The organism is Tsukamurella sputi (assembly GCF_007858445.1).
In the GTDB taxonomy this organism is placed as follows: Bacteria; Actinomycetota; Actinomycetes; order Mycobacteriales; family Mycobacteriaceae; genus Tsukamurella; species Tsukamurella sputi.
The window spans coordinates 35,976-49,889 of the sequence record NZ_VIGV01000007.1 but is presented as its reverse complement, the minus strand read 5'-3'; the positions used below and the strand labels follow the sequence as shown (position 1 = coordinate 49,889).

At 70.5% G+C, this 13,914-nt stretch carries 21 protein-coding genes and 1 tRNA gene; 5 read left to right on the top strand and 17 right to left on the bottom strand.

What is annotated here, in order from left to right:
- Positions 1 to 43 precede the first annotated feature (43 nt).
- Positions 44 to 421: a DUF3817 domain-containing protein gene (locus tag FK268_RS18335; RefSeq protein ID WP_231707139.1), complete on the bottom strand. Its 378-nt coding sequence runs from the start codon at positions 419 to 421 to the stop codon at positions 44 to 46.
- Positions 418 to 879, bottom strand: a complete 462-nt coding sequence (locus FK268_RS18330; RefSeq protein WP_146436686.1) for a transcriptional regulator — start codon at positions 877 to 879, stop codon at positions 418 to 420. Before FK268_RS18330 ends, FK268_RS18335 begins: the two co-directional genes overlap by 4 nt.
- 84 nt (positions 880 to 963) lie before the next feature.
- Here FK268_RS18330 and FK268_RS18325 point away from each other — a divergent pair.
- Positions 964 to 1,045: transfer RNA gene (locus FK268_RS18325), tRNA-Leu, on the top strand.
- Positions 1,046 to 1,324: 279 nt separating this feature from the next.
- Here FK268_RS18325 and FK268_RS18320 read toward each other — a convergent pair.
- Complete coding sequence (locus FK268_RS18320) at positions 1,325 to 1,759, bottom strand: hypothetical protein (RefSeq protein WP_158636152.1); 435 nt, start codon at positions 1,757 to 1,759, stop codon at positions 1,325 to 1,327.
- Between the two features lie 366 nt (positions 1,760 to 2,125).
- Here FK268_RS18320 and FK268_RS18315 point away from each other — a divergent pair, with 366 nt between their 5' ends.
- Positions 2,126 to 2,482, top strand: coding sequence for a hemophore-related protein (locus tag FK268_RS18315; RefSeq protein WP_146436682.1), 357 nt, complete (start codon positions 2,126 to 2,128; stop codon positions 2,480 to 2,482).
- Between the two features lie 62 nt (positions 2,483 to 2,544).
- Here FK268_RS18315 and FK268_RS18310 read toward each other — a convergent pair whose 3' ends face one another.
- From FK268_RS18310 to clpS, 11 genes are all read right to left on the bottom strand, one after another.
- The gene (locus tag FK268_RS18310) at positions 2,545 to 2,826 is read right to left on the bottom strand and encodes a hypothetical protein (RefSeq protein ID WP_158636151.1); all 282 of its coding nucleotides are present in this window, start codon (positions 2,824 to 2,826) and stop codon (positions 2,545 to 2,547) included.
- Between the two features lie 61 nt (positions 2,827 to 2,887).
- Positions 2,888 to 4,132 carry an LCP family protein gene (locus FK268_RS18305; RefSeq protein ID WP_146436678.1) on the bottom strand — a complete coding sequence of 415 codons (1,245 nt, stop codon included), beginning with the start codon at positions 4,130 to 4,132 and terminating at the stop codon, positions 2,888 to 2,890.
- A 27-nt stretch (positions 4,133 to 4,159) separates the two neighbouring features.
- Positions 4,160 to 4,774 (bottom strand): non-canonical purine NTP pyrophosphatase, encoded by a 615-nt coding sequence (locus FK268_RS18300; protein WP_146436676.1) that lies wholly within the window; start codon positions 4,772 to 4,774, stop codon positions 4,160 to 4,162.
- Positions 4,771 to 5,553, bottom strand: a complete 783-nt coding sequence (gene rph, locus FK268_RS18295) for a ribonuclease PH (RefSeq protein ID WP_068536789.1) — start codon at positions 5,551 to 5,553, stop codon at positions 4,771 to 4,773. The genes FK268_RS18300 and rph overlap by 4 nt, the downstream gene beginning before the upstream one ends.
- A 34-nt stretch (positions 5,554 to 5,587) precedes the next feature.
- The gene (locus FK268_RS18290) at positions 5,588 to 6,349 is read right to left on the bottom strand and encodes a cyclic nucleotide-degrading phosphodiesterase (protein WP_146436674.1); all 762 of its coding nucleotides are present in this window, start codon (positions 6,347 to 6,349) and stop codon (positions 5,588 to 5,590) included.
- A gap of 28 nt (positions 6,350 to 6,377) precedes the next feature.
- Positions 6,378 to 7,028 (bottom strand): rhomboid family intramembrane serine protease, encoded by a 651-nt coding sequence (locus tag FK268_RS18285; protein ID WP_146436672.1) that lies wholly within the window; start codon positions 7,026 to 7,028, stop codon positions 6,378 to 6,380.
- Positions 7,029 to 7,069: 41 nt separating this feature from the next.
- Positions 7,070 to 8,041, bottom strand: a complete 972-nt coding sequence (locus tag FK268_RS18280; RefSeq protein WP_146436803.1) for a PLP-dependent cysteine synthase family protein — start codon at positions 8,039 to 8,041, stop codon at positions 7,070 to 7,072.
- A gap of 45 nt (positions 8,042 to 8,086) precedes the next feature.
- Positions 8,087 to 8,365, bottom strand: coding sequence for a MoaD/ThiS family protein (locus FK268_RS18275; RefSeq protein WP_146436670.1), 279 nt, complete (start codon positions 8,363 to 8,365; stop codon positions 8,087 to 8,089).
- A complete protein-coding gene (locus FK268_RS18270) occupies positions 8,365 to 8,793 on the bottom strand; it encodes a M67 family metallopeptidase (RefSeq protein ID WP_269434236.1) in 429 nt (142 codons plus the stop codon). The genes FK268_RS18275 and FK268_RS18270 overlap by 1 nt, the downstream gene beginning before the upstream one ends.
- A gap of 28 nt (positions 8,794 to 8,821) precedes the next feature.
- Positions 8,822 to 9,430 (bottom strand): DUF2017 domain-containing protein, encoded by a 609-nt coding sequence (locus FK268_RS18265; protein ID WP_146436668.1) that lies wholly within the window; start codon positions 9,428 to 9,430, stop codon positions 8,822 to 8,824.
- Positions 9,431 to 9,763, bottom strand: a complete 333-nt coding sequence (gene clpS, locus FK268_RS18260; protein WP_146436666.1) for an ATP-dependent Clp protease adapter ClpS — start codon at positions 9,761 to 9,763, stop codon at positions 9,431 to 9,433.
- A 93-nt stretch (positions 9,764 to 9,856) separates the two neighbouring features.
- On the opposite strand from clpS, the gene FK268_RS18255 reads away from it, so the two are divergent.
- Positions 9,857 to 11,116, top strand: coding sequence for a nicotinate phosphoribosyltransferase (locus tag FK268_RS18255; protein ID WP_231707148.1), 1,260 nt, complete (start codon positions 9,857 to 9,859; stop codon positions 11,114 to 11,116).
- Entirely contained in the window at positions 11,113 to 11,661 is a 549-nt protein-coding gene (locus FK268_RS18250) for an isochorismatase family protein (protein WP_146436664.1), read from the top strand. The genes FK268_RS18255 and FK268_RS18250 overlap by 4 nt, the downstream gene beginning before the upstream one ends.
- A gap of 13 nt (positions 11,662 to 11,674) precedes the next feature.
- On the opposite strand, the gene FK268_RS18245 is transcribed toward FK268_RS18250, so the two are convergent.
- Positions 11,675 to 12,646: an alpha/beta fold hydrolase gene (locus FK268_RS18245; protein ID WP_146436662.1), complete on the bottom strand. Its 972-nt coding sequence runs from the start codon at positions 12,644 to 12,646 to the stop codon at positions 11,675 to 11,677.
- Between the two features lie 71 nt (positions 12,647 to 12,717).
- On the opposite strand from FK268_RS18245, the gene FK268_RS18240 reads away from it, so the two are divergent.
- Complete coding sequence (locus tag FK268_RS18240) at positions 12,718 to 13,263, top strand: TetR/AcrR family transcriptional regulator (protein ID WP_158636150.1); 546 nt, start codon at positions 12,718 to 12,720, stop codon at positions 13,261 to 13,263.
- Here FK268_RS18240 and FK268_RS18235 read toward each other — a convergent pair.
- Positions 13,244 to 13,633 (bottom strand): helix-turn-helix domain-containing protein, encoded by a 390-nt coding sequence (locus FK268_RS18235; protein WP_146436658.1) that lies wholly within the window; start codon positions 13,631 to 13,633, stop codon positions 13,244 to 13,246. The genes FK268_RS18240 and FK268_RS18235 overlap by 20 nt on opposite strands.
- Complete coding sequence (locus tag FK268_RS18230; protein WP_146436656.1) at positions 13,626 to 13,868, bottom strand: thiamine-binding protein; 243 nt, start codon at positions 13,866 to 13,868, stop codon at positions 13,626 to 13,628. Before FK268_RS18230 ends, FK268_RS18235 begins: the two co-directional genes overlap by 8 nt.
- Positions 13,869 to 13,914: the final 46 nt, after the last annotated feature.

Here is a 13,914-nt window from a genome sequence, read left to right as displayed (position 1 = left end):
ACTCCCTTCGGGGAGCGGGCGGCGTTCGTCGTCTCTCGCGGACCTACAGGTCGAACTTCGCCCGGATCTCGTCGGAGTTCTTCTTCTCGAAGTAGAAGCCGAGCAGCGGAATGGTTCCCGCGAGCAGCGTCAACAGGAAGCGCGGCGCCGGCCAGCGCACCTTGACGCCGAGGTCCAGGGTCAGGATGAGGTAGATGAAGTAGCCCCAGCCGTGGATGATCGCGATGAAGCCGAGCCAGCCCGGGATCGGCCAGTCGAAAGCGGGCGCCAGCAGGTACTTGTAGATCATCTCGGCACAGAGGATGAGCAGGAAGTAGCCGGTGAAGTTCGCCATGAACCGGTAGCGCTTGAGCGCGCTGGCCACCTGGCCGCGGCGCTTGGCCGCCAGCTTCTCCGCCGTCGGCGCGGGTGCGTCGGTCACTTCTTCTCCTCGGTGTGCTCGCTGCCCGCCAGTTCGGCGAGGAGCTTGTTGTACTCGTCGTGCGCTGGATCGTCCGGTGCGGTGTCCGGGTTCGACGATGCGGTCGTGGCCCGGCTGGGCAGGAAGCCCTCGGGGATCGCGGTGAGCGTGGCCGCGGCCTTCGCCACGGAACGCGGCTCGGTGGCCTCGGGTTCCGCCGCGAGCGGCGGGCCCTCGCTTTCAGCCTCGGCGACGAGTCGGTCCTGCAGCTCGGCCTCATCCTCGAGCTGCACGAACCTGCGGTAACCCCACACGGCCGCGACGGCGAACAACGGCCACTGCAGGGCGTAGCCGAGGTTGCGCGCGGATCCCGCGGTGGACTCGAACCGGCCCCATTGCCACCAGCCGAGAGCCAGGAACGCCACCGCCGCGATCGCCACGAACGCGATCAGCGCGGGACGATGGCGACGACGTTTCACGCCCTCGACGGTACCCGTCAACCCGCTCGTGTCCGAATACCGGTATCGTGACCTGCGCCGCAGCAGAATCGTTCGCTGCCGCACGCGCCCGTGGCGGAATTGGCAGACGCGCTGGATTTAGGTTCCAGTACCTCCGGGTGTGGGAGTTCAAGTCTCCCCGGGCGCACTGGGTATCCCAGCAGGTCGTCGCTTCATCCGCCCCGTGTTCGACGTCGACGGTGGGCTGCGCCCTCATCAAGAACGACCGCGAGTCACCGGCAGTCGCTCAGCTCATGCTCCACGCTATGACAGCCAGCACCAGCCCGCCAACGATCCACGGCCACGTGCGGCGGCGTTTCGGCGCAGAGCCACGCTCGTCAATCATCACTCCTGTGTACCAGGGCCACGTGCTCTCCGCGGTCCACGACCGTCGCGCCAGGTAGGAGTGCACAGCGCCCCGGAACTGTTACATCTCACCCGACGGTGCGCCGTCGACCTCGGGCCCGGTGTCGGGAGCGTAATTGGCGAGGCGGATCAGGAAGGCGAACGCACCGAAGGCCAGGACGAGCATCATCACCCGGCCGAGGCCGACCGCGAATCCCGGCACATCGCCACCCGTGATCGCCGCGAGGAACGATGCACCCGCGATCATGAGACCGATGTCGCAGAGCCCGAACGCCACCGAGGCGACAGAACCCAGGATCGCGGCGCCGCGGCCGAGCGCTAGGAGGCCGAGCCCGCCCAGCGCGATGACAGCCAGGCCGACCAGCACGAGATCGATGCGGATGTTCGACACGAGGCCAGCGGTCAGACCGCCCGCCCCGGACTGGAGTACGCCCGCGACGAGCGGCAACGTGAAGGAGAGGGTTGCCGCAGCCCCCATCCGATGACCATGATTCATGATGTTTAACATATCCCAAAGGATCACGAAGGGCACTGGTCGTGACGGTGCAGGGACAGGAAAGCGCGGTTGGCCCGACGCGGAAACAGCGCTCGACACGAAACCGATTCGCCCCGGCTATCACAGATCAACGCAATCCCGGGAATAGACAACACAACACAGGATACTGTTTCGGAGAATTCGCCTCACCGATTCTCATGAACAAAGATCCAGGCGACAGCACGATTCCCCGCCACAACGGATCCCTTTTCTGTGAATGCCTATGAATTCTCTTCGGCTGACTTCAGCTTGGCCCAGGTACGTTCGGCGAGGTGGCCCGGACCGGCATCCACCGATGCGACCGGGCGACGACGAAAGGAGAACACCATGCTCACTCGTTGGAAGATCGCCGCTACCACCGGCGCAGCCGGCGCCCTCGTCCTGGCCCCCGCCGCGATGGCGCAGGCGGCACCGTCGGACCCCGTCCCCGGGACGAACTGCACCGTCGGCCAGGTGGAACGCGCCCTGATGGCCGTAGCACCCGAGGCGGCCACGGCCGTGAACCAGGTCCCGGGCGGCCGAGCCGAGGCGGAGCGGATCCTCACCCTGCCGCCGGCTGAGCGCACGGCGCGTATTCACGAGCTGGGGCGGCAGAACCCTCAGCTCGCGGCGTACTACGCGCAGAACGAGGGGAAGATCAATCACACGATCGGTGTGGTCGCTTCCACCTGCGCGCAGTACTGACCGCCCGTACGACGAAAGGCGCCGATTCCCTGCGGGGAGTCGGCGCCTTTCGTCGTCGAGAATCAGGAGATCGGGATCTCCTTGATCTTCGAATCCGGCTTCCCCGTGGTCTTGCAGTAGACGATCGCCTGCTGCTGCAATCCGCTCACGATGATCGCCGAGGGCTCCTCGTTGTGCTTGTCCTTGTACAGCTTCGTCACCTGCTCACGCTGATCCGCGTCGGACATCTTCTGGTAGTTCTCGCAGGTGGTATCGCCGCCCTGCTTCGTGCACCCGGTCAGGGTGAGCGCAGCGACGGCGAGCACCGCCGCCCCGAATCGAACACCGGTCGTGGTCATACCCATGATCTGCACCTGCTTCACACTCGTCGGATCGGAACGCTCTGTGACGCTACCGCCACGTGACTCAGTCGACGCAGGGAATCTCGCCACCGCGGAGCGTGGTCCCGGCGTCCGGGACCGGCCCGGCCGTGGCCGACGGTGCCGTCGTCGTGGTGGCGGGGGCGCGCGGCGCCGTGTAGCCCACCGGGTTCGGGACGGGCGTCGCGCCGGCGGTGGATGTGCTCGAGGCCGACTCGTCCGAGTCCCCCTCGGGCACCGACTGCCCGAAGGCCTTCTGCACCTGGGTGCGGATCGCCTTGGGGTCCACCAGGTTCACGGCCTGCTCGTCGATCGTCGAGTAGCCGAGCACGGGGAGCGTCGTGAACGTGAGGTTGGTACCCGCGATCTGGCCGGCCTGCTGCGCGAACTCCTGCAGATTCCATCCGTCGGAGACCACGACGTCCTTCTGCGCCACCGCGATGAGCGACTGCAGCTTCCGGATGTCCCCGAAGACGCCCTGCTTCTGCAACTGCACCATGACGCCGGCGATGAACGCCTGCTGGCGATGCGTGCGATCGAGGTCGCCGTCGGCCAGGCCGTGCCGCTGCCGCACGAAGGCGAGCGACTGGGCCGCGTTCAGCTTCTGGCGCCCGGCGGGGAAGGCCGCACCGGAGTAGCTGTCGCGCACCGGGTTGTTCAGGCACACCTCCACGCCGCCGAGGGTCTTCGCCAGGTCGTAGAAGCCGACGAGGCTCACCTCGGCGAAGTGGTCGATCGGCACGCCGACGAGCTTCCCGACGGTCGCGATGGTCGCGGCGCGCGCGGACTCGCGGGACTTGCTCTCGACGTCCTTGCGGTCCGTGATGCCCTTGGCCGCGAGCTTGTCCGCGACCTCCGCCTTGCGGGTGCCGTAGGCCTCCTTGATCTTGCCCTTCGACCGGGAGTCGACGCCGACGAAGCTCACGTAGTCATCGCGCGGAATGGAGAAGGCGGTGACCTTCTTCCCGTCCGCGGGCACGTGCATGAGGATCAGGGTGTTCGTGTTGTAGCCGCCGTTGTCGCTGGTCCCGGCATGCAGTTGCTTGAGGACGTCGGCAGGCAGGTCGTCGCCGTTCTGGTCCTTGCGGGTGTCCAGACCCATCAGCAGGATGTTCTTGGCCCCACCGCTGGACTTGGCGACCTTGGCCTCGGCGAGGGCCCGGGAGACGTTGAATCCGCCGATCACGAGATTGGTGCTCCACCACAGCGTGCCGGTCACGGCGAGCACGACCACGGACAGCAGCGCGATGGCCACGCGGCCACCGCGGCCCGCCGACGGTCTGCTGTTCACGACGCCACGATACCGTGCCGCGGGGACCTACTCGGGGACGCGCGCCGCCAACTCGCGGAGAGGTTCCACCAGCGAACTCAACGCTCGCGCACGGTGACTCACAGCGTTCTTCTCGTCCGCGGACATTTCAGCGGCCGTCACCGCGGAGCCCTCCGGCAGGAAGACCGGGTCGTACCCGAAGCCGCCTTCGCCCCGCCCTTCCCGCAGGATCGCTCCGCGCCAGGTGCCGCGCACCGTCGTCTCACCGGTGCCGACCACGAGAGCGCAGGCCGAGACGAACTCTCCCCCGCGCCGCGCGTCGGGCACGTCGGCGAGCTGCGCCAGAAGCAGCGCCGTGTTGGCCGCGTCGTCGCCGTGGCGGCCGGACCAGCGGGCCGAGAGCACCCCCGGCATGCCGTTCAGCGCGTCGACGCAGATCCCGGAGTCGTCGGCGAGGCACGGCAGGCCGGTGCGCTCGTACCCCTGCCGGGCCTTGATCAGGGCGTTGCCCTCGAACGACGGTGCGTCCTCCGGCAGTTCGTCGAAGGGCGGGACCTCGTCGAGCCCGACGACCTCCAGCCCGACGATGCCCGCGTCCGCGACGACCTGGCGCAGCTCGCGGAGCTTCTTGGCGTTCCGCGAGGCCAGGAGCAGCCGGGTCACTGCCCGAACTTCTTCTTCTGTTCGCCCTCGAACTCCGGCAGCACGCCGGGGTACGGCGCCGCGAGCGCCTCCTTCTGCACCGCGAACAGCTTCTCGGTGCCCGCGATCGCGGAGTCGAGCATCCAGTCGAGGGTGGTGCGGGCGAAGGTCGCGCCCTCGCCGGTGCCCTGCACCTCGACGAGGGTGCCGGTGTCCGTGGCGACGACGTTCATGTCGACCTCGGCGCGCGAGTCCTCCTCGTAGGGCAGGTCGAGACGGACGCGGCCGTCGACGACGCCCACCGAGACCGCGGCGATGGCGCACGAGATCGGCTGCGGGTCGGTCAGTTTGCCCGCGGCGCCGAGGTAGGTCACGGCGTCGCACAGCGCCACGTAGGCACCGGTGATCGATGCGGTGCGGGTGCCGCCGTCGGCCTGGAGCACGTCGCAGTCGATGGCGATCGTGTTCTCGCCCAGCGCGGCGAGGTCGATGCAGGCGCGCAGCGACCGGCCGATGAGCCGTGAGATCTCGTGCGTGCGGCCGCCGACCTTGCCCTTGGTGGACTCACGACGGCTGCGCTCGTGCGTGGCGCCCGGGAGCATCGAGTACTCCGCGGTCAACCAGCCCTGGCCGGAGCCACGGCGCCAGCCGGGCACCCCCAGCTCGACGCTCGCGGTGCACAGCACCTTAGTGTTGCCGAACTCCACCAGCACCGAGCCCGCGGGGTTCTGGGTGAATCCCCGGGTGATGGTCACGGGGCGGAGTTCGTCGTCGGCCCTGCCGTCTGCGCGTCTGCTCACGCGCCCAGCCTATCGCCTCGGACCGACGGCGGTGCTACAGCTCGAAGACGTCGCCGCCGGTGACCGCATGGACCGGACCGTCGTACACGGAGCGGGCCTCGGCGAGCACCGCCTCGCGCGACGTCCAGGGCGGGATGTGCGTGAGGAGCAGCCGCCCGACGCCTGCCTCGGCCGCGGCCCGGCCCGCCTCCACACCCGACAGGTGCACGCCGACAGGACGATTGTCCGGATCGTGCGTCCAGCTCGCCTCCGCGAGCATCACGTCGGCGCCGCGGGCCAGCTCGACGAGGTTGTCGCAGACGCCCGTGTCACCGGTGTAGGCGAGTACCCGCCCGCTCGGCGCGGTGATCCGCAGGCCGTGGGATTCGGGCGGATGGAACATGCGGAAGGGCCGCACGGTGAAGCCGCCGACCGCGTGGTCCTCCCCCTCCGTCCAGGAGGAGAAGTCGAAGGTGTCGGAGATGTCGTCGAGCATCGCCGCCGTCTCCGCGGACGCACGCCCGATCCGCTCCGGAGTGTCCGCGGGACCGATCAGCCGGGCGCGACCCGAGGCGGGCTGCGGATGGTAGCGGCGCCACACGAGGAGCGAGGGCAGATCGAGACAGTGGTCGGCGTGCAGGTGCGAGAGCATCACCGTGGCGGTGTTCGGATCGACGCGCTGTTGCAACTCACCGAGCACCCCGGGCCCGAAATCCATCACGACCGGCTCGTGCCCGTCCGCCTCCAAGAGGTATCCCGAACAGGCCGCCCGAGGACCACCGACACTGCCGGAACACCCGAGGATGGTGAGACGCATGACGCACATGCTGCCAGATGCGCGATCGTCACGAGGCAATCGCGCCGACCTGATGAGAATTGCCAGGTCCGGACTCGCTGCGGGCGCGGCGCCCGAGGAGCACCGCCGCGAGGACGCCACCGACCGCGCCCCACAGGTGCGCCTGCCAGGAGACTCCCGGCTGACCGGGCAGGACGCCCCAGAGCATGCCGCCGTAGAGCACCATGAGCACCACGCCGACGATCAGGTCGAGCGGCTTGCGTGTGAACAACCCCCGTGCCGCGAGGTACGTCATCCAACCGAACAGCACGCCGGACAGCCCGATCACGACGGTGTTCGCGCCGCCGGTGATCCACACGCCCACGCCGGAGAACAGCCAGATGATCGCCGTGGCGAGGAGGAATCGGCCCGCGCCGGCGAGCAGTCCCACGAAGCCGAGGATGAGCGCCGGAAGGCTGTTGGCGGCCAGGTGCTCCCAGCCGCCGTGCAACAAGGGCGCGAGCGCGATGCCGCGGACGGCGTCGCCGCTCTCGCGGGGATGGATGCCCCACTGGTCGAGGGAGTTGCCCGCCACGGAGTCGACGGCCTCGATCAGCCACAGCACCGCCACGAAGACGACGATCGCGATGGCGGACCTCCCCGCCGTGCTGCCGGCCACCCGCCGCACGGGCGAGCGCTCGTCGTTGCTGGGAACCGTCATGGCGACCTCCTCGCGCGAGCGGAGGCGGGTGGGTGCGTCAGTCACGCCCAGAGCTGGCCGTCGAGGGCCTCCTCCGCATCTTCCAACGTACCGTCGTACGCACCGGTCGACAGATACTTCCATCCCGCATCCGCGACCACGAAGGCCACGTCGGCCCGCTCCCCCGCCGCCAGCGCCTTCTGCGCGACACCGAGCGTGGCGTGCAGCACGCCACCCGTGGAGACCCCGGCGAAGATCCCCTCGTCGTCGATGAGCTGCCGCATCCGGCGCACCGCGTCGTAGGAGCCCACAGAGAACCGGCGGGTGAGCACCGACTCGTCGTAGAGCTCCGGCACGAAGCCCTCGTCCAGGTTGCGCAGCCCGTAGACGAGCTCGCCGTAGCGCGGCTCGGCCGCCACGATCTGCACTCCGGGGACGTGCTCGCGCAGGTAGCGCCCGGTGCCCATGAGCGTGCCGGTGGTGCCGAGCCCGGCCACGAAGTGGGTGATCTCCGGCAGGTCGGCGAGCAACTCGGGGCCGGTGCCCGTGTAGTGCGCGCGGGCGTTCGCGGGGTTGCCGTACTGGTAGAGCATCACCCAGTCGGGGTGCTCGGCGGCGAGCTTCTTCGCCTCGGCGACGGCGCGGTTGGAGCCGCCCGCGGCGGGCGAGGAGACGATCTCGGCGCCGTACATGGTGAGCAACTGTCGCCGCTCCGCGGAGGTGTTCTCCGGCATGACGCACACCAGGCGGTAGCCCTTCAGCTTCGCCGCCATCGCGAGGCTGATGCCGGTGTTCCCGGACGTCGGCTCGAGGATCGTGTCGCCCGGGCGCAGCCGGCCGTCCTCCTCCGCCTCGGTGATCATGCGCAACGCCGGACGGTCCTTGATCGACCCCGTCGGGTTGCGGTCCTCGAGCTTGGCCCACAGCCGCACGTGCGGCGCACCGTCGGCCTCCTCCCAGCGGGGAGACAAGCGCGGCAGCCCGACCAACGGCGTCCCGCCGAGGGACTCGAGGAGCGAGCCGAACCTAGCCACCGGCGCGGCGGGCGAGGCGGGCACGGTGGGACGGCACCGCGGCACTCACCGCGATCCTCCGGCTACGGCGGGCAACACCGTGACGGTGCCGCCGTCGGCGACGGGGGTGTCCAGGCCGCCGGTGAACCGCACGTCCTCGTCGTCGACGTAAACGTTGACGAACCGGTGCAGCGCTCCGTCCGCGACGAGCCGGTCCCTGATCCCGGCGTGCCGGGTCTCGAGGTCGTCGATGACGGCGGCGAGCGTCGTACCCTCGGCGGGCACGCGCTTCTGATCGCCGGTGAGCGGCCGCAGGATGGTGGGGATGGACACGGTCACGGACATCAGGACTCCTCGATGTGGACGGGCTCTTCGGTGATCACGGACTCGACGATGCGGTAGCTGCGGACCTCGGCATCGGGGCCGAGCTCCTCGCGGGTCGAGATGAGCACGTAGTGGGCGTTCGGCTCGGACGCGAAGCTCACATCGGTGCGGGAGGGGTAGGCCTCGGTGGCCGTGTGCGAGTGGTAGATGACGACCGGCTCCTCGCCGGCCTCGTCCATGGCGCGCCAGACGCGCAGCTGCTCGCCCGAGTCGAACCGGTAGAAGGTGGGCGAGCGCTCGGCGTTGAGCATCTCGATCAGGCGCTCCGGACGGTCGGAGCCCTCCGGTCCGGCGATGACGCCGCACGCCTCGTCGGGGTGGTCGCGGCGCGCGTGCGCGATCATCTTCTCCACCAGCTCACGCCGGATGGTCAGGCCCGTCTCGGTCACGCCCCGAACAACCGCACGGGGCGCGGAGCTATTCCGCCTCGCGGTCGAGCATCACCGAGACCAGCACGTCGAGCATCGCCGACAGCCAGTGGTAGACGTCCACGTGGCCGGCGCGACCGGGGTCGTCGGAGGACGGCCCGTCGGGCAGGTCCGCGGTGATGCCGAGCAGGGTGCCCAGCGCGAGCCGCAGGTCGTTGATGCAGGTCAGCCAGTCCTGGGCCTCGGACTCGGTCAGGGTGACGGTGCCGGCCCGCTCGGGCAGGGTGGCCAGGACGGTCTGGGCGGCGTCCCGCTTCGCGTCGATGACCTCGGGCTCGTTGAGGGAGCGCAGGGCGCCGTTGAGGTCGCGCGCCAGTTCGCCCGACGGTGCGTCGTCCGCCCCGGGGGCGTTCGCGTCGGCCCGGTAGAAGTCGGGCAGCAGACGCTGCAGGACGGTCTCCTGCGGCGGCTCCGCATGCCCGGTGCGCAGCCCGGTCAGCTCGGCGAGATCGTCGTGCGGAGCCGAGTCCTCCCGCTCGTCGAACAGCTCGACCAGGGATCCGACGAGGGACCGGACGAGGCCGACCTCCTCCGGATCCATCTTCGAGACGAAGCGGACATCGCCGCGCACGCCTCGCTTGACCTGCCAGTTACGCACTCAGTCGTCGCGCTGCATCGTCGCCCACAGACCGGCCGCATGCAGCTTGCGGACGTCGGCCTCCACCTTGTCGCGGTCGCCCGTGGAGACCACGGCCTTCCCCTCGGTGTGCACCTGCATCATCAGTTCCTTGGCTTTGGCCGTGCTGTAGCCGAAGAGCTTGCGCAGCACGAAGGTCACGTACGACATGAGATTGACGGGATCGTCCCAGACCACCGTGACCCAGGGCTTGTCGATCGCCTCGTCGGTCTTGCGTTCGAGCACCGCGGACGTGCCGGGCTGGGCGGCGCCGCCCCCGGGACCTCCCGGTGCCGCTGCGCTGCTGTCGGTCATGGTTCTAGGGTACCCAGTGTGACGGTAGATGAAAACGGGACCGACATCCCCTGGCGCAGCTCGGCCCTGCTCACCGATCAGTACGAGCTGACCATGCTGGCCGCGGCCCTCAAGGACGGCACCGCGCACCGTCCGTGCGTCTTCGAGGTCTTCGCGCGACGCCTGCCCGCGGGCCGCCGGTACGGCGTCGTGGCCGGTACCGCGCGCGTGCTCGACGAGCTCCGTCGCTTCCGGTTCGGGCCCGACGAGCTCGCCGTCGCCGAGCGCTTCCTCGATCCCGAGACGCTGGCCTGGCTGAAGGACTACCGCTTCACCGGCGAGATCGACGGCTACCGCGAGGGCGAGCTGTACTTCCCCGGGTCGCCGCTCCTGACGGTGCGCGCGAGCTTCGTCGAGGGCGTGATCCTCGAGACCCTGATCCTGTCGATCCTCAACCACGACAGCGCGATCGCCTCCGCGGCGGCCCGCATGGTCTCCGCGGCCGCCGGCCGGCCGCTGATCGAGATGGGCTCGCGGCGCACCCACGAGCGCGCCGCCGTGGCCTCCGCACGGGCCGCGTACCTGGCGGGGTTCGCGACCACGTCCAACATGGAGGCCGCCCGCACCTACGGCGTCCCGTCGGGCGGGACCGCGGCGCACGCCTTCACCCTGCTGCACACCGGCCCGGACGGGCCCGACGAGGAGGCCGCGTTCGCGGCCCAGGTCGCCGCGCAGGGACCGGGGACGACGCTGCTGGTGGACACCTACGACATCACGGAGGGCGTGAACCGCGCCGTGCGCGCCGCGGGCCCGGAGCTCGGCGGGGTCCGGATCGATTCCGGAGACCTCGGCATCATCACTCGGCAGGTCCGCGCGCAGCTCGACGGCCTGGGCGCCACGAAGACGAAGATCGTCGTCTCGGGCGACCTCGACGAGTACGCGATCGGCGCCCTGCGCGCGGAGCCCATCGACGTCTACGGCGTGGGCACGTCCCTGGTCACCGGATCCGGCGCGCCCACGGCCGGGATGGTCTACAAGCTGGTCGAGGTCGACGGTATGCCGGTGGCGAAGCGCAGCTCGCACAAGGAGACCCAGGGCGGCGAGAAACGCGCGGTACGCCTCGCTCGGAGCACCGGGACCATCGTCGAGGAGGTGCTCTTCCGGCCCGGCGCCACGCCGACCGTGCCCGCACGCCTGACCGCGACGCCGCTGCAGATCCCGCTGGTACGCGCCGGCGAGCAGGTCGAGGGGCTCCCCGGCCTGGAGGACGCCCGCACGCACCTGCGCGAGGCGCTCGTGACGCTGCCCTGGGAGGGCCTGGGCCTGTCGAACGGCGAGCCCGCGATCCCGACGCGGTTCGAGGAGAAGCGATGACGACGGCGCTGGTGGTCGTGGACGTGCAGAACGATTTCTGCGAGGGCGGCTCGCTGGTCGTGGCGGGCGGCGCGCAGGTGGCGCGGCGCATCCACGACGACCTGCTGGAGTCATACCCGCTGATCGTCGCGACGCGGGACTGGCACATCGATCCGGGCGGGCACTTCTCCGCGACGCCGGACTTCGTGGATTCGTGGCCGGTGCACTGCCGGGCGCGTACCGCCGGCGCGGAGTTCCACCCGAACCTGCGGCTGCCGCTGCGCGTGCCGGTGTTCAGCAAGGGCGCCTACTCGGCGGCCTACTCGGGTTTCGAGGCGCATGACGCCGACGGCGCCTCACTCGCGGAATGGCTCGCCGCGCACGGCGTCTCGCAGGTCGACGTGGTGGGCATCGCCACCGACTACTGCGTGCGGGCCACCGCTCTCGACGCCCTCGCCGCCGGCCTGACGGTGCGCGTCCTCGCCGACTACACCGCGGGCGTCGCAGAGGAGTCCAGCCGCGCCGCGCTGGCGGAGTTCACCGCCGCCGGGATCACTGTGGCCTGACGCCGGATCCGGTTCAGCCCGGGCGCCGCGCGAGGAGCGCCTCCAGATCCTCGTGCAGTGCGTCGGGGTACTGCATCGGCAGGGAGTGCGTCCCGTCGGGCCACACGCGGACCGTCGCGTTCGGCAGCGTGCGCGCCCGCGCCGCGGCCGCCTCGGTGTCGGTGACGGCGCTCCTGCCGCCGAGTCCGACGAAGACGGGCATCGTGAGCCGCGCGAGCGCGGCGTCGTCGGGCTGCACCGGCGTCGGGAGCGCAGCGCGGTACCCGGCCGCCCCGGCGTCGATCATGGCGCCGATCGGGCTCTCTCCGGTGTCGGCCCCGTCGGCTCCGCCGATCGACGCGAGTCCCTTCCGCCGCCAGGATTCGGGCAGGAAGGGCAGCGCCGAGGGCAACGTGGAGACGTACATCTGCCAGCGCAGGCCCGCGAAGACGAGGATCGGCTCCCACAGCGTGAGCGTGGCGACCCGCTCCGGGAACCGGACGGCGAGGTTCGCGGCGCTCCACGCGCCGAACGAGTGCCCGACGAGGTGCACGCGGCCGAGCCCGAGGCCGGCCAGCGCCTCCGCGAGCCAGTCCGCCTGATCCTCAGGGCCGGCGAACGGCCGATCCTGCACGCTCATCCCGGCGTCCCCCAGCGCGTCGAGGGCGTAGACCTCCCGGCCGCCGAGGCGGGCGAGCACGTCCGCCCACATCGGCACGCCCGAGGACCGGCCCGGGACGAGGACCACCGGCGCCGTGCCGGGCACGGGCTCGCCGAACCGGTAGGCGCGGACGATGCCGTAGCCGGTGCGCACGTCGCGGGTCGCGGTCGGCGCGGGCAGGTCACGGAAGGCGCGGTCGTACCGGGACAGGTACGTCTCGCGCGCGCCCGCCGACCGCCAGTAGCCGACGGGGCTCGGGTCGCGCACCAGGTACGCGCCCGCGGCGCCGAGCACCACCATCGCCGCCAGCCCGATCGCCACCGCTCGGCGGATCCGTCGTCCCATCACACACCTCCTTGGCAATGCATATGCATCGTATCAACGTCGCGATGCGTGTGCATTGCTACGATCGGCGGGTGCCGAAGAAGGTCGACCACGAACAGCGCCGCGCGGAGATCGACCGTGCCGTGTGGGCGATCATCGCGGAGGACGGCGTCGCGGCCGTGACCCTGCGCTCCATCGCCGCGCGCGGCGGGATCTCGATGGGACGGGTCCAGCACTACTTCCCCACTCGCGAGGCGATCGTCGCGCACGCACTGACCTCGTACCTCGCCCTCGCAGGGACGTCGAACCCCGTTCCCGAGGACCGCCGCGAAGCGCTGCTCATGCTGCTCACGCACGCGATCCCCCGCGACGGGACGCGCCGGCTCGGCGCGAAGGTCTGGTACGCCTATCTCGCCGAGGCCGTCACCGACCCGGGTCTCCGTGCGATCGTCGACGAGGCGCTCCGGGGCACCGAGGATCTCGTGACCGAACTGCTCGACGGCGACCGCGGGCGTGCACGCCTGCTGCTCGCCGCCGCGGACGGCCTGGCCTACCGGGCACTGATCGGCGTGATCACGCCGGACGACGCCGACGCTGCCGTCCGCTCGCTCGCCGGGCTCAGCCGCGAACCCGATTGAGGTAGTTGTACACCGTGAACCGGGTCACGCCGAGCGCCTCGGCCACCGCCTCCGCCGACTTGCGGTAGGCGAACGCGCCGCGCTCCTCCAGCAGGCGCACCGCACGCTGCTTCGCGGCCCGGTCGAGCTCACCCAACGGCGAGCCGAGCTCGACCGCGAGGTTCGCCAGCAGGGAGTCCAAGTCCCCCGCCGTCGGCTCGACCGCCGGGAGACGGACTGCGGCGACGACCTTCCCGTCCCACACCAGCGGAACGTCACCGGGCCGCCGGGCATCCGGTTCGACGATCTCTCCGTCGAGCCGGGCGACGAGCTCGCGGACGGCCTCCACCAGCGGATGGTCGACCCCGGAGTGGGGTGCCGGCTCAGTCATCGGCGCGGTCGATCTGCACGGTGATACGTGTGGCGCCGCCCGCGAAGGCCCCGGCCAGCGCCTCACGCAAAGCATCGAGCACCGCGCCCGCCTCCCCCTCCACCGACGTGCCGAGCGGGCCGAAATCATGCTCGAGCCTCCGAGCCCGGAGCACCTCCACGGCCCGCTCGGCATGCGAGGGCACCGCCCCCTCACCCTCGAAGGGCTCGCTGGTGAATTCCGCGGTCAGACGCATGTCCGCATCGTAACCCCGACGAATTTTCAACAAACTGTTGACGTGA